We start from the raw sequence: 14,613 nt of genomic DNA, 5'->3' as shown, positions 1-14,613 counted from the left end.
CATTTTTTTGACTTTCATCCAATGGATGAGCTCCCCTAGAATTGAACCTCTAATGAAGCCGTAAGCTAAAAATAGGGATTTATTCAGCAGGCATTAAATATGGATATAACCTTAGAATTGATGAAGCACAGCACCCTGGAAGGTGATCGGATTTTTTTGCGTCCAGTCGGGTTGGCGGATGCTCCGGATATGTTCGAGTATGCTTCCGATGAGGAAACGACCCGATTTGTCTTCGAAACGCATCGTGATCGGGCGATGACGGAAGAGGCCATCGCGAATTACTTTCTGGCTGCGCCGGCAGGAAAGTATGCAATTGTAGTGCAGGACACAAAAAAGATGATCGGAACGATCGATATCCGTCCGAATGCGACTGACCGTATCGCAGAAATCGGCTACACCTTAAACAAGGCTTACCGCGGGAACGGCTATATGACGGAAGCAGGCAAGCTCATTACAGCGCTGGCTTTTGAAGTTTTGAAACTGGAAAAAGTCTTTGCGATGCATGACATGCTTAACCCGGCTTCCGGAGAAGTGATGAAGCGGATCGGAATGCATCCGGAAGGCGTATTACGCAGACATAAAGTCTTCAAAGGGCGCAGCTGCGATATGGCTTATTACGGAATTTTGAAGGATGAGTATTTTCAGCAAGCATGAGAAGACTGAACCGTAAAAAAGCATTGCTATTTCGGAGTTTTTTTCATACAATAGGTAGTGATTGAGCGTAAGGAACAGTAGATGGATGATGGGCAAAGAGAGTCTTTCCTAGGCTGGAAGAGGGACCCCCACTGATCCGTTGAACCTACCTGACAGTTTGCCATAGAAATATGGCCGGTTTTCTGCCGTTACCAGATGTTGAGTTGGGCTTTCGCAAATAATGAAGGCCAATGAAGGTGGTACCGCGGAAATACATCAGGAAAGTATATTTCGTCCTTGTTAAGGATGGATTATGCTTATTTTTTTGCAATCAAATAAAAATTTTAAAAATCAGGAGGAAAAACATGAGTACTTTACAAAAAGAAGATTTTTCGGCATGGTATATCCAAACCATCAAACAAGCTGATCTGATGGATTATTCACCTGTACGCGGCTGCATGATCTTCAAACCGGACGGCTATGAAATTTGGGAACATATCCAGGAAGAGTTCAACGCACGTTTCAAAGAGGAAGGCATCCGTAACGCTTACTTCCCGATGCTGATCCCGGAATCATTCTTCACAAAAGAAAAAGACCATATCGAAGGCTTCAGCCCGGAATTGCCATGGGTAACGGAAGCTGCCGGCGAAAAATTGGAAGAACGCTTGGCCTTGCGTCCGACATCGGAAACGATGATCGGTACGGCTTTCGGTGACTGGATCAATTCTTATCGCGATCTGCCGATGGAAATCAACCAATGGGCGAACGTGTTCCGTTGGGAAAAGAAAACCTTGCCGTTCTTGCGCACTTCCGAGTTCCTTTGGCAAGAAGGACATACTGCCCATGCCGATGAAGAAGATGCGCGCCGTCGCACCATGCGCATGCTGCAAGTCTACAAAGAAGTCATCGAAGGCTTGTTGGCAGTGCCTGTCTACGAAGGACAAAAAACGCCTTCAGAACGTTTTGCGGGTGCGGTGGATACCTACTCCGTAGAAGCGATGATGAAAGACGGAAAAGCGGTTCAGGCCGGGACTTCCCACTATATGGGCACGAAATTCGCGGAAGCATTCGACATCAAATACTTGAACCGCGATAACGAGCACGTTTATGCGCATACTACTTCTTGGGGCGTCTCCACACGTTTGATCGGTGCGCTGATCATGGTTCATGGTGATGACCAAGGATTGGTTTTGCCTCCTAAGGTCGCAGCAAAGCAAGTTGTCTTGATGCCGGTTGGCCCATGGAAGAAGAAACCTGAAATCGTGGAACGTCTGGAAGTATTGCAAAAGGATTTGAAGGCTGCCGGTATCCGCGTTCTCTTGGACGACAGCGATAACTCACCTGGCTTCAAATTCAACGAGTGGGAACTGAAGGGCGTGCCGATGCGCATTGAATTCGGGCCACGCGATATGGAAAACAACCAAGTCATGGTGAAAATGCGTGACCTTTCCGACAAAGTGGCGGTATCCTTGGATGAGATCATGGACTTCGTGCCGAAAGCATTGGATGACATGCAAGTCCGTCTCTTGGAAACAGCCCGCGAAAACCGCAAAGTCAATGAATACACGAACATCGATACATTGGATGAACTGAAAGCCCATATCGAATCCAAGCGAGCAGCTGGCGAAGTGCCTGGTTTCGTATTGGCAGGATGGGACGGCGAGCTTGAAACGGAAGCGAAAATCAAGGAAGAAACTGGCTTCACGACCCGCAACATGCCTTTCAACCCACCAGTCGAAAAAACAACCTGTATCGTATCAGGCAAGCCAGCCAAACACACAGTCTGGTTAGCAAGAGCATATTAAGAGAATGAAGGATGCACTGTGGTCGCAAGCGCCCAAGTGTATCATGGCTCTAAGCGATTGAAATCGCAAGAGCCATGACAAATCCCTGGTAAAAATCGAGCACTAAGAGGATATTACGAGAACGGCCGTTTTTTGGCCGTGACGTAATATCAGCTTAGGCGGAGATTCCTGGGATTCAGAACGCGTTTACAATAGGATACGATGAATTGCGTTTAGAACGGAATCACTGGAGCACCCAAGGATAAAATCTGTGTTTTTCAGATTTAATACTTGGGTGTGAAGTGGATGTCCGTTCTGCAATTCAGAGTTCAACTTAGAGCGTGATGATTCGCGTTTACAAAAGGATACGATGAATCCCGCACCAAAAAACAGGACCCACTCCATCAATTCGGAGTGAGTCCTGTTTTTTAGTAGGCATTACTTTTTATCTGCATCCTCTGGGTGCAGGTGCACGACGTTCTTCCCGCCCAAAATGTTTTTCACATCAGTCCGGCGTTTATCTTTTTGGGCTTCCACCAATTTCTTAGGTGTAATGTCATTTCCTTTGGGATCGACAACTTTTGAATTCAAAAGAATGTCGTCAAAAGAACTGCGGAAAGAGCGGAGATACTGTTGCCGTAATTCCTTTTGCTCAATTTTTTCGGTTTCGGTCAGGCCATCCGCCGTTTTGGCTTTGCGGGCCAATTCATTGATTCTGTTCAATAGTTTTTCCATATATGTTTCTCCTCTCATGTGGAAGGAGATATCAGAAGTGTTTGTTGTACCAAGCTTTCGCTGCAACAACCTCTTCATTCGTCAGTGAGTGTCCAGCGTTTCCCCAATAAATGGCTACCTCACTGCCGGCTCCTTCTATTGTCGCCTTCAATTCCATGCTTTCTTCCGGTGCGCAAAGCGGATCGTTTGTGCCTGCACCGATAAAGACAGGAAGGGAATGCAGATCAGGCAATTGACGATTGCGGAAAGGAACCATCGGATGATGAAGGATGGCTCCTTTGACCGCATCTTTGAAAGAGTATATCATACTCCCGGCGATATTTGCACCATTTGAGTATCCGATCGCTACGATGTTATTCCGGTCAAACCCATATTCTGCAGATGCGTCATCCAAGAACGCAATCAATTCCTTTGTGCGGTATTCCAGGTCATTTTCGTCGAATGCACCTTCTGCCAAACGACGGAAATAACGGTTCATTCCGGATTCGGTCACGTTTCCGCGCACGCCCAGCAAGGAAGCTTCCGGATCGATCGCCTCTCCTAAGAAAAACAGGTCGTGTTCGGTTCCGCCTGTGCCATGCAATAACAGCAGCAAAGGCCTTTCCGGATTCCCTTGTTTGAAAATATGTTGATGATTCATCTAAATCAATCCTCTCTGTTTATACGTTGCGGACTTCGAACGGGATGAGCCCTGCCGTCAAGGCCTCACGTCTGCTTTCGTACTGCGGCGGCAGCATCAATTTCTGGCCCATTGTTTCGCGGGGCTCATCAATAGCGAATCCCGGCGAGTCCGAAGCAATCTCGAATAGGATGCCGCCTTTTTCCCTGAAGTAAAGGGCTTTGAAATAATTGCGGTCCCGGACAGGAGTGGCATGTTGTCCTAGGGCGGTGACATGCTTCAGCCAATCGAGATGATCCGCTTCATCTTTTGCCCGCCATGCGATATGATGGACGGTTCCGACGCCCATGACACCAGCACCGACGGAGGTCATTTTAATGTCGACGGTATTGCCGAGAGCAGCTTCGGAACGGAAACGGATCAGATCATCTTCCTGCCCGATGCGTTCCAAGCCCATCACTTTTTCGACGACAGCTGCAGTTTCTTCGGGTGCCCCCGTCAATAGGACAGCTCCCGCAAAGCCTTTGATGGCATGTTCTGAGGGTACGCCATTGAAGGAATACGGATTGTTGTTTCCGTCTTCACGTTCCACCAATTCCAGATGCAGACCATGCGGATCATCAAAGTCCAGATACGTTTCCCCGAAACGGGTCGATTTATCGAACGGAATATTGTAATCGGCCAGGCGTTTTTCCCAGAATGACAGGGATCCGGCGGGAACCGCATAAACGGTGATGCCCACCTGTCCATCGCCAATACTGCCTTGGCGGGATTTGGCCCAAGGGAAGAACGTGATGACGGTCCCGGGATCGCCGTCCGCATTGCCGAAGTAAAGGTGATAGGTCTCCGGATCGTCAAAGTTGACGGTCTGTTTGATCATGCGCATTCCGAGTACGCCGGCATAAAAGTCGACGTTTTCCTGCGGATGACCCACGATGGCTGTGATATGATGGATTCCTGCTGTTTTTTTCATTATGAAAGACACTCCTTTTAAATAGTTTTGGGTTCAGTAAACACATTATCTCGAATTCGAAATAATAATAACACGAGAAAATCAAGCTGTCAAATAGTAAGCGTGAAGCGGTCGGTAAATAAAAAGTTAAGATAGAAGTAAAATTTACCGCGGGGCATATGCTATAATTAAACCTACAACAACAGAGGAATGAGGGGTAAATTTGCAGGATAGCAGCATCGACCAAGTCATACGGGATTTTGTCAGTAAAGGCATTGCGGCCCATCGCATCCATAGCCTGGATGAGCGATACGCCATCAATCATTTATTGGGTTTATTAGAGATAGACGTTTATGATGTTCAAAAAATACCTTCCATTCCTTTGCCCAATTTGCTGGACTCACTGGATCGGATGGTCGGCTATGCGGTTGAAAAACATCTGATTACCGATGTTCCCGAAGAAATCGAAATCATGGAAGCGCAAATAATGGAACTGATCACACCTTTGCCTTCCGAGGTAAATAAGCGTTTTTGGATGCATTATGAAGAAGCACCGATGCGGGCAACCGATGAGTTCTATCGTTTGAGTCAAGATAATGACTACATTAAAACTAGGAAAATCGCAAGAAACAAACATTTTTCGTTCGATTCCAAGTACGGAAAACTAGAAATCACGATAAACCTATCCAAACCCGAAAAAACGCGCCAACAGATGGAAGCGGCGCGACAATCAGAAAGCGGCAACTATCCCATTTGTGCGCTTTGTATGGAAAACGAGGGATACAGAGGGAGAGCCGATGCGGCAGCGAGAAGCAATCATCGGATTGTGCGCCTTCCTTTATTCGGAGAAAACTGGGGCTTTCAATATTCGCCTTATTCCTACTATAACGAACACTGCATCATCCTTTCCGAAGAACATGTACCCATGCATGTCAATGAAGGGACGATTGCAAATCTGTTGGAAATTGTTACGATCTTTCCGCACTATTTCATCGGTTCCAACGCAGGCTTGCCTATAGTCGGAGGTTCTATCCTCAGTCATGAACATTATCAAGGCGGGCGCCATTCTTTCCCGATGGAAGCTGCCAGAGTACTCCGGACCTTGACACTGGGAGGGTTCCCGGAAGTCGAAGCGGAAATACTCTATTGGCCACTCTCTGTTATTCGTCTCCGTTCGAATAACAGGAATGAGGTCGCTGCAGCTGCATGCGCCATTATGGAAGAATGGCAACAATACAGCGATCCGCAAGTAGAAATTTTGGCGGAATCTTCAGGCGGACTGCATAATGCGGTAACGCTCATTGCACGCCGGGTCAAAGAAGCCTATGAATTGGATGTTGTATTGCGGAATAACCGGACAACCGAATCGTTCCCTGACGGCATCTTCCACCCACATCCGGATGTCCAACACATCAAAAAAGAAAACATAGGCTTGATTGAAGTGCTCGGCCTGGCCATTCTGCCGCCGAGATTGGAAACAGAACTCAGTGAAGTAGCCGATTATCTGCTGGGGAAAACCGCTGTTGTTGCATCTTACCATCGGGAGTGGGCCGAAGAACTGAAGCAGCAAGGACCTTTCGAAGCAGAATCCATCATGGAAATGATCCATGAGGCAGTCGGCGAAAAATTTCTGCGCGTAATCGAGGATGCGGGTGTGTATAAACAAACACCGGAAGGACAAGCTGCCTTCGATCGCTTTTTGAGTACGTTTGAAAAATAAAGAATGAAAATGCATAGAAGAATCATGGAGGTGAAGTAGGATGGCGACCATGAAGGATATCGCCGAAATGGCAGGAGTTTCGACTGCGACAGTTTCTCGTGTGCTGAACCACGATGAGACGCTTTCTGTCGGAAAGGAAACGAAAGATCGGATCTTCGCAGCTGCAAAAGAGCTGAATTATATTAAAGCGAAAAAAAAGAAAAGCAGAGAAAAGATTCTACTGCTGCAATGGTACACTCAAGAGGAAGAGTTAGATGACCTCTATTATCAAGGCATCCGTCTAGGGGCCGAAGAGCGGGCCGAAGCTGAAGGTTATGATGTCGTACGCGTTTTCCATGATGTGACCTTCGACATCGAAAAGGACGTCATCGGCATCGTGGCGATCGGAAAATTTGGGGAACAGCAGGTGCAGAGGCTGATGGATTTCGGGAAACCGTTGTGCTTCATCGACTCGGATCAGTTCAAGTGGAAACAGGATTGCGTTATTGTGGATTTTGCATCCGCGATGGAACAAGTCATTGCCGAAATGGACAGAGGCGGTCATACCCAAATCGGTTTTTTGGAGGGCAAGGAACTGACGAACGACAAAGAAATGCTGGTCCGTGATCTGCGGTCTGAACTCTTCCTTGCTGAACTGCGCAAACGGGGCTGGTACCGGGATAAGTATCATCGTAGCGGAAGCTTCAGTACTTCTTCGGGATACGAGATGATGAATCAGCTGCTTAACGACAATGGGAAACAACTTCCGACTTTCTTGTTTGCCGAAAATGATGCGATTGCTATAGGAGCCTTACGTGCGCTTCAAGAAGCTGATATTGCGGTGCCGGATCAAATTTCGATAGTCGGATTCAACGACAGCAAGGTTGCCAAATACGTTTACCCACCGTTGTCGAGCATCCGAGTCGATACGCGTGAGATGGGCAGGACAGGTGTATCCTTATTGCTTGACCGCATCGCCTATCCGCGCAAAATATCCAAAAAAATCAGCTTATCCACCGAATGGATTAAGCGTGCATCGACAAAGTGATTCCACCAATCAATGGTGAATCACTTTGAAAAAAGAATAAGCCGCCCCAACAAACCGATTTAGGTTGTTGGGGCGGCTTATAATCTTATTCTTTCAAAAATGAGTCTTATTTTTTCCACTCATCGATTTTATCATTTGCTTTATCTGCTAAATCATCGGCTTTGTCATGGAGATCTTCTTTGATTTCACCTTTTTTTTGTATTGCTTCGCCGCGTGCTTGTTGGAGTTTACCTTCCAATTCTTTGCTTGAGTCATCCACCAAGTCGCCGTATTCTTCTTTGATTTTGCCGACCACTTTATCCTTCATGCCTTTTGCTTTATCGCCCAAATTTGAATTCATGATGTTTCCTCCTTTTGATGTCACACTTATTGGCTTTGCTTACTATAACCTATTTTAACTTATCTGGTATCAAAATCAAGCAATAGCACTTGAACCGGATTGCTACATCCCGCGTCATTCGGAAAGAATTCGGGAGGACACATACTTTTTATCGTCCTGTTAAAATGCTATACTGGATGAGCAGATTAATTAGTCAAAGGAGGCTATCTAGATGAAAACATTAGCCATTGAATCCTCAAACCAAACCATGAGTGCGGCTGTATGCGAAAATGGCCGCTTGCTCGCAGAAGTCACCACCAACGGAAATCTTCAGCACAGTACCCAATTGATGCCAGCAGTGGATCATGTCATGAAACTTGCCGGATGGAAACCTGCCGATTTGGAATGCATCGCAGTCGCTAAGGGGCCGGGCTCCTACACAGGAGTCAGGATCGGAGCGACCATCGCGAAAACTTTGGCATGGACGTTAGCGATTCCTTTAGTGCCGATCTCCAGCCTGAAGGTTATCGCCGGCAATTGCGAAGGGGCTGCGCACAAGCTTGTTCCTATGATTGATGCGCGCAGGGGGAACTGTTACACAGCTGTTTATCAATTCGAGGACAATTTGTTGGTGGAACGGATTGCCGACACACATATAGCCAGCGAAGAGTGGTTCCAGCGCTTGTTGGCGGAAGAAGGCACTTATCTGTTCGTGGGAGAGGATGTCAGCAAATACCGCGAACGCATCGGTGAATTATTCAAGGAACGCGCGCTATTTGCTGGAGAATCACAGGCTTTACCGCGCGCGAGCGTGCTGGCCACACTTTCGGAATCCGCGACCGCGGAGGATCCGCACACCTTTGTGCCGTCCTACTTAAAAAAACCGGAAGCTGAAGAAAAATGGGAACAACAGCATCTTAGTAATCGGAGGGAAGACTACGTTGAGAGAGTGGATTCATCGATTTAAATCCATGTATAAGGAAATCCGATTTGATGTTCTGGCCAAAATCCATTCAAAGCGCGTTCTCTCCAATGAGAAAACCTATCTGCTACGTAACCAGCTTCCTGTCAGATTGATGGTCGGCGAAAAACAGCACATTCCCGATATTCTTTATATCGAGCGGATGAGCTACGATGGCGCAACACCCTGGGGAAGGACAGCATTGGAAAATGATATGCTGTACAACCCGAAGTCGCTTTATTACGTTTTGTATGAAGGCCGTATGCCTATCGGTTTTTTGGGTGCAAGATTGGATGGGAAAGATATTCATATAACGAATTTGGCGGTAGTGCCCGAATTTCAGCAGATTGGCGCGGCAACGTTGTTGTTGCGCGTGTTGAGAAGCTTTGCGGAAGAAAAAAGCGCCACAAGCATCAGCTTGGAAGTGCGGATTTCAAACCATCGGGCGAAGGCTTTATACACGAAAATGGGTTTTCTGCCGGAGCAGATAAAGCAGCATTATTATCACGGTGACGGCGAAGACGCTTTGGATATGGTATGGCCTTTGGCAGGAAAACAATCGGAAGAAAAGGAAGATGTTCATGCAACGCACGTTTGAAATATGCGACCTGAAGACGGACGCAGGCAAATTGGACCAACATGCACAGACTTTGTACGAACTTACAATGCTGGCCAATGAGGGGCATTCCAGTTGGAAAGTATCCTCATTCCTGTCTGAATTGAAGGACAATCATTCTATTTATGTAGGTTATATGGAGGAAAACAAGCTGGTGGGCTATATTTGTTGCATGGCGGTTGTAGATGAGGCATCAATCAACAATTTTGCGGTAGCCCCTGATCATCAGGCGAAAGGAATCGGAACAAAATTGTTGCAGGAAATGATTGCCTTGCTGAAAAAAAGGGGCATGGAGCGGCTTTGGCTCGAAGTCCGTGTTTCTAATGATGCTGCCTATAACCTGTATAAAAAAATAGGCTTTACGGAAATATTCCGAAGAAAAGAGTATTATCATAATCCGATCGAGGATGCCTACATCATGGAATTGGCGCTGACATCGGAAAAACAAGAGGAGGTGGAAGGCTGATGGCGCAAACAGATGTGACCATACTCGCGATTGAGAGCAGTTGTGATGAAACAAGCGTAGCTGTGGTGAAAAATGGAAATACAGTCCTGTCGAATGTTGTAGCTTCCCAAATCAAAAGCCATATGCGCTTTGGCGGGGTCGTGCCGGAAGTGGCGAGCCGCCATCATGTCGAGCAGATCACCCAAATCGTTGAAGCGGCAATGAATGAGGCCGAAGTCACTTTCGATGGCATCGATGCGGTTGCGGTAACGGATGGTCCTGGCTTGGTCGGCTCGTTGCTGATTGGTGTAAGTGCGGCGAAAGCTTTGGCTTTTGCGCATCAGAAACCGCTCATTCCGGTCAATCATATGGCAGGCCATATTTATGCGAATCAGTTGGTGACGCCGATGCGCTATCCGCTGCTTTCCTTGGTGGTCAGCGGAGGACATACGGAATTGGTGTATATGGAAAACGACGGCTCTTTCGACATCATCGGCGAAACGCGGGATGATGCTGCGGGAGAAGCTTACGACAAAATCGGCCGCATTTTGGGCTTGCCTTATCCAGGCGGGAAAAAAATGGATGAAATGGCTCACGAAGGTGAGGAAACGATGCATTTTCCGCGCGCGATGATCAAGGAAGACAATTACGATTTCAGCTTCAGCGGACTGAAAAGTTCCGTCATCAACACCGTCCATAATGCGCGCCAAAAAGGGGATGACATCAATCCCTATGACTTGGCCGCCAGTTTCCAGGCAAGCGTCGTGGAGGTGCTGGTGCATAAGACTTTGCGCGCAGCCAAGGAAAAGAACATCAAGCAGCTGCTGGTGGCTGGCGGAGTTGCCGCCAATAGAGGCTTGCGCGAGGCGTTGTCCGCAAAAATGGCGCAAGAGCTTCCGGAAGTCGATGTCGTCATTCCCCCATTGTCGCTTTGCGGGGATAATGCTGCGATGATCGGGGCTGCGGCCTACACTGAATACCGGCAGAAAAATTTTGCCGGATACGATCTGAATGCTCATCCCGGCTTGGTGCTCGGAGAATGAGAAAAATCAGAAAGCTGATTGGTCAGCTTTCTGATTTTGCATTTAATCGATCAGCGCTCTGCAGTAGTCGGCATCGAGATCCGAAAAACCGGTTACGATGATGGTTGCCAAGGACAGATCCTGAGGTGGGAACTCCAGATTGCGGAAACCGATGCATTTGCAGCCGGCAGCATGCGCAGCAGCAACCCCATTTCTTGAGTCTTCGATGACGACGCAGTTTTCCGGTTTGGCCTTCAGGTTTTCGGCCGCATCCAGGAAAATATCAGGTGCCGGTTTGGAGCGTGCAACGCTCTCACCCGAAACAAAGTAGTTGAAATACTTTTCGATGTCCAAAGACTTTACGGCTTTATGGATATCCGTCAACGGAGAGGACGAGGCAATCGCCAAAGGGACACCAGCTTCATGCAGTCGCGCAATGAAGGGAATCACACCTGGGATCGGCTGCAGGCCGTCTTCTTCCATCAGACGGTTCCGGATGACGTTCGCCCGTTCCACCAATTCTCCGACTGGAGCATCCAGGTTGAATTCATTTTTCATCGTTTCCCACATATATTCATGCGTGGTCCCTTGGTAGCGGAAATGGTATTCCAGCTCGGTGTCCACTCCAAATTCCTTCAACAACATACTTTCCGATCGCAAAAAGAATGGTTCCGTATCGATGATGACACCATCCATATCAAATAAAACGGCTTCCAACATATTCTTACCTCCATATTCCTATTATGTGTACTTGTTCCCTTGCATCCTGACAAAAGTTCCGGCAGCGGCTCAACCAAAACAGTAAGAAGCGCACAAGCCGAAACGGTTATCCGCTTGATTATTCGCTCAGTTCCTCGAGCGCAGTGGTCTGCTCTTCCCAATCCTGCATCAGCTCGTCCTGACGCGCTTGGAGTGCGAGCAATTGCTGGTTGAACTGTTGAACTTTTTCATGATTCCCATAGACTTCAGGCTCTGTCAACTGGAGTTCGATCGCGGCGATGGACTCTTCGACAGACGCCAATTCATCCTCCAAAGCTTCAACTTGCCTGGCCAGCTTTCTTTCCAATTTCAGTTTTTCCTTGGAAGAAACGTAATCCCCTTTGGCTTTTGAAAGAGGTTCGACAGCAGCAGTCGCTTCAGCAGCATTTTCGGCTTGCTGCAGAGCTGCCAGCGCCGCTTCTTGTTGTTTCTTCTCAATATAGTAATCGTAGTCCCCGAGGTACAATTTGCTGCCTTCAGCAGAGAGTTCGACAATGCTGGTCGCGATCCGGTTGATGAAATAGCGGTCGTGGGAAACGAAAAGCAGGGTGCCATCGTAATCGATCAAGGCATTTTCAAGCACTTCCTTGCTGTCGATATCCAAATGGTTCGTGGGTTCATCGAGAACGAGGAAGTTTTTTTGGTCCAAAGCCAGCTTGCAGAGCGAAAGTCTGGCCTTCTCGCCGCCGCTCAATGCCGGGATTGTTTTCTCGACATCGGCGCCTGAGAACAGGAAGCTACCCAAAATGCTGCGCACATCTTTTTCATTTAGTGTAGGGTGAAGGTCCCAGATTTCAGCGAGAACGCTCTTGTTCTTAGAAAGGTTGCCCAATTCCTGATCATAATAACCCAGATCCACATTGGCGCCGAGTTGGACGCGGCCTTTCAGAAGCGGAATCTCGGAAATGATCGACTTCAGCAAAGTGGACTTGCCGATTCCATTCGGACCGACGATCGCGATGGCCTGCTGTTTGCGGATATCTAGGTTGATCGGGTCAGCCAGGACCGTATCCGCATAGCCGACCGCGCCATCTTCGAGCGTCAGTACGACGTTGCCGCTCTCTTTGGCGATCTCGAAGGAGAAGCGGGCGGAGCGTTCATCGCCTTTTGGCTTGTCCATCCGCTCCATCTTCTCAAGCCGTTTGCGGCGGCTTTGCGCCATCTTGGTCGTGGAGGCACGGGCCAGATTGCGGGCGACATAATCCTCCAATTTGGATATTTCGTCCTGCTGCTTCTCGTAAGCTTTCAGTTCCTGTTCCAGGCGGGCGGCTTTCTCGGTCAGATAATAGGAATAGTTGCCTTTGTAATGCTGGATTTTGTGGCGGCTGATTTCGTAGACTTCAGTGGCGACTTTATCCAGGAAATAACGGTCATGGGAAACGATCAAAAGCGAGCCGTTATAGCCAATCAGATAATTTTCCAGCCAAGCCAACGTGTCGATGTCCAGATGGTTGGTAGGCTCATCCAAAATCAGCAGATCGTTTTTTTCAAGCAGGATTTTGGCCAAGGCGAGCCTTGTTTTCTGTCCGCCGGATAATTGGGAAATCGGACGATGGTAATCTTCTTCATAGAACTGGAACCCGTGCAGCACCGAACGGATTTCGGATTCATAGCCGTAAGCGTTCTTTTCATGCAACGTATGCTGGAGAAAATCATAGCGCTCCAAAGCTTTTTGGTAGGCTTCTTCATCTTCGAGCAGGTCCGGATCGCCCAAAGCGAAAGCCGCTTGCTCAGCTTCCTTGCTCAATTGGATGAGCGGGGCAAAAATGGTCAACATTTCCTGCCATATTGTGTTGGAGGAATCGACCGCGCTGTGCTGATCCAAGTAGCCGATTGTAACATCCTTGCTCTTGGAAACAGAGCCTGCATCCGTCGCTTCGATACCTGCCAAAATCTTCAACAGGGTTGATTTTCCTGCTCCGTTTCGGCCGACGAGCGCAATGCGCGAATGGTCCTGAACTGTAATTTGAATATTGTCGAATAAGACGCTTGCCCCAAACAGGCGCGCCAAATTTTGTCCTTGCAGTAAAATCATATGTAGTGTCCTCTTTCTGAATGAATACTCGCAGTTATCCTTTCCATTTTATCACAGCAACCACTGATTCGATAGGGACAAGCAAAGTTATTGCTATATTCACGTAATTGTGCATGTGAAAAACATCTGTGGCTGCGCTTACGATTAGTAGTGTATTTCACATGTTGTTCAAATAAGGCTTCACAATCAAGTCCGGTTTCGAACAAATTAGTAGATTTTTCACAATCAGATGATATAATAGCTAATATAATATGAAAGTTTAAGTATGTGAACATACTTTTTAAAGTTTGTGCCAACTGGGCAAACAATATGAGGTACGAAATGAAGAGGAAAGAAGTGGAGAAAATAATGTCGACGAATGATATTCCAAAAGCTACGGCAAGGAGGTTGCCGATTTACCACCGCTATTTGCGTTTTTTGCATAACGCTGGTAAAAAACGTGTTTCATCCACTGAATTGAGCGAAGCAGTAAAAGTGGACAGCGCTACTATCCGCAGGGACTTTTCATATTTTGGTGCACTGGGCAAAAGGGGATACGGCTATGATGTCGAGTATTTGCTGGATTTCTTCAGTAAAACCTTGAACCAAGACCGTCTGACGAACGTGGCTTTGATTGGTGTAGGTAATTTGGGGCATGCCCTGTTGAACTACAACTTTCATGTCAGCAATAATGTGCGCATCAGTGCCGCATTTGACGTCAATGAAGGCATCGTCGGCAAAATCCTCAGCGGTGTACCTGTGTACCCGATGACGGATATGGTGGAGCAATTGCGCATCCAGCAGATTGATGTGGCCATTTTGACCGTTCCCCAAGAAGTGGCGCAGGATGCCACCAACCGACTGACCGAAGCGGGTGTTCGCGGCATCATGAACTTTACCCCGATCCGTCTTTCCGTTCCGGAAAATGTCCGCGTTCAGAATGTGGATTTGACGAATGAATTGCAGACGTTGATCTATTTCTTGGACAATGATATCGGCTGAGCAAA

Annotated in this window: 15 protein-coding genes; 9 read left to right on the top strand and 6 right to left on the bottom strand. The window is 47.6% G+C overall.

What is annotated here, in order from left to right:
• The first annotated feature begins 99 nt into the window (after positions 1-99).
• Positions 100-654: a GNAT family N-acetyltransferase gene (locus ACTCCX_RS09220; protein WP_086943672.1), complete on the top strand. Its 555-nt coding sequence runs from the start codon at positions 100-102 to the stop codon at positions 652-654.
• A 344-nt stretch (positions 655-998) separates the two neighbouring features.
• Positions 999-2,438 carry a proline--tRNA ligase gene (gene proS / locus ACTCCX_RS09215; protein WP_463275717.1) on the top strand — a complete coding sequence of 480 codons (1,440 nt, stop codon included), beginning with the start codon at positions 999-1,001 and terminating at the stop codon, positions 2,436-2,438.
• Positions 2,439-2,855: 417 nt separating this feature from the next.
• On the opposite strand, the gene ACTCCX_RS09210 is transcribed toward proS, so the two are convergent.
• The 3 genes from ACTCCX_RS09210 to ACTCCX_RS09200 are packed head-to-tail and all read right to left on the bottom strand — an operon-like array spanning position 2,856 to position 4,744.
• A complete protein-coding gene (locus ACTCCX_RS09210; protein WP_086988723.1) occupies positions 2,856-3,152 on the bottom strand; it encodes a DUF896 domain-containing protein in 297 nt (98 codons plus the stop codon).
• Positions 3,153-3,183: 31 nt separating this feature from the next.
• A complete protein-coding gene (locus ACTCCX_RS09205) occupies positions 3,184-3,792 on the bottom strand; it encodes an alpha/beta hydrolase (RefSeq protein ID WP_463275716.1) in 609 nt (202 codons plus the stop codon).
• A 19-nt stretch (positions 3,793-3,811) separates the two neighbouring features.
• The gene (locus tag ACTCCX_RS09200) at positions 3,812-4,744 is read right to left on the bottom strand and encodes a ring-cleaving dioxygenase (RefSeq protein WP_276646939.1); all 933 of its coding nucleotides are present in this window, start codon (positions 4,742-4,744) and stop codon (positions 3,812-3,814) included.
• Between the two features lie 202 nt (positions 4,745-4,946).
• Here ACTCCX_RS09200 and galT point away from each other — a divergent pair, with 202 nt between their 5' ends.
• Together galT and ACTCCX_RS09190 are read left to right on the top strand one after the other, a co-directional pair.
• A complete protein-coding gene (gene galT / locus ACTCCX_RS09195) occupies positions 4,947-6,443 on the top strand; it encodes a UDP-glucose--hexose-1-phosphate uridylyltransferase (RefSeq protein ID WP_463275715.1) in 1,497 nt (498 codons plus the stop codon).
• A 40-nt stretch (positions 6,444-6,483) separates the two neighbouring features.
• A complete protein-coding gene (locus ACTCCX_RS09190) occupies positions 6,484-7,470 on the top strand; it encodes a LacI family DNA-binding transcriptional regulator (RefSeq protein WP_276646945.1) in 987 nt (328 codons plus the stop codon).
• Between the two features lie 106 nt (positions 7,471-7,576).
• Here the strand turns inward: ACTCCX_RS09190 and ACTCCX_RS09185 are convergent, their stop codons facing one another.
• Complete coding sequence (locus ACTCCX_RS09185; RefSeq protein WP_276646949.1) at positions 7,577-7,810, bottom strand: CsbD family protein; 234 nt, start codon at positions 7,808-7,810, stop codon at positions 7,577-7,579.
• Positions 7,811-8,021: 211 nt separating this feature from the next.
• Here ACTCCX_RS09185 and tsaB point away from each other — a divergent pair, with 211 nt between their 5' ends.
• From tsaB to tsaD, 4 genes are read left to right on the top strand one after another with little or no spacing between them, the layout of a single operon-like run.
• Positions 8,022-8,756 carry a tRNA (adenosine(37)-N6)-threonylcarbamoyltransferase complex dimerization subunit type 1 TsaB gene (gene tsaB / locus ACTCCX_RS09180; protein ID WP_276646952.1) on the top strand — a complete coding sequence of 245 codons (735 nt, stop codon included), beginning with the start codon at positions 8,022-8,024 and terminating at the stop codon, positions 8,754-8,756.
• 4 nt (positions 8,757-8,760) lie between these two features.
• Complete coding sequence (gene rimI / locus ACTCCX_RS09175) at positions 8,761-9,348, top strand: ribosomal protein S18-alanine N-acetyltransferase (protein ID WP_422540003.1); 588 nt, start codon at positions 8,761-8,763, stop codon at positions 9,346-9,348.
• Positions 9,332-9,832 (top strand): ribosomal protein S18-alanine N-acetyltransferase, encoded by a 501-nt coding sequence (gene rimI, locus ACTCCX_RS09170; RefSeq protein ID WP_463275714.1) that lies wholly within the window; start codon positions 9,332-9,334, stop codon positions 9,830-9,832. Before rimI (ACTCCX_RS09175) ends, rimI (ACTCCX_RS09170) begins: the two co-directional genes overlap by 17 nt.
• Positions 9,832-10,854, top strand: a complete 1,023-nt coding sequence (tsaD, locus tag ACTCCX_RS09165; protein WP_463275713.1) for a tRNA (adenosine(37)-N6)-threonylcarbamoyltransferase complex transferase subunit TsaD — start codon at positions 9,832-9,834, stop codon at positions 10,852-10,854. The genes rimI (ACTCCX_RS09170) and tsaD overlap by 1 nt, the downstream gene beginning before the upstream one ends.
• Positions 10,855-10,896: 42 nt before the next feature.
• On the opposite strand, the gene ACTCCX_RS09160 is transcribed toward tsaD, so the two are convergent.
• A complete protein-coding gene (locus ACTCCX_RS09160; RefSeq protein ID WP_463275712.1) occupies positions 10,897-11,553 on the bottom strand; it encodes an HAD family hydrolase in 657 nt (218 codons plus the stop codon).
• Between the two features lie 118 nt (positions 11,554-11,671).
• Positions 11,672-13,627, bottom strand: a complete 1,956-nt coding sequence (locus ACTCCX_RS09155) for an ABC-F family ATP-binding cassette domain-containing protein (protein WP_463275711.1) — start codon at positions 13,625-13,627, stop codon at positions 11,672-11,674.
• A gap of 348 nt (positions 13,628-13,975) precedes the next feature.
• Between ACTCCX_RS09155 and ACTCCX_RS09150 the strand changes: the two genes are divergently transcribed.
• On the top strand, positions 13,976-14,608 hold the full coding sequence (locus tag ACTCCX_RS09150) for a redox-sensing transcriptional repressor Rex (protein WP_068560999.1): 633 nt from the start codon (positions 13,976-13,978) through the stop codon (positions 14,606-14,608).
• The last annotated feature ends 5 nt before the right edge of the window (positions 14,609-14,613 follow it).

The organism is Trichococcus sp. (assembly GCF_055118575.1).
Note: the sequence above shows the minus strand (reverse complement) of the source record. Positions and strands in the feature narration are given on the sequence as shown.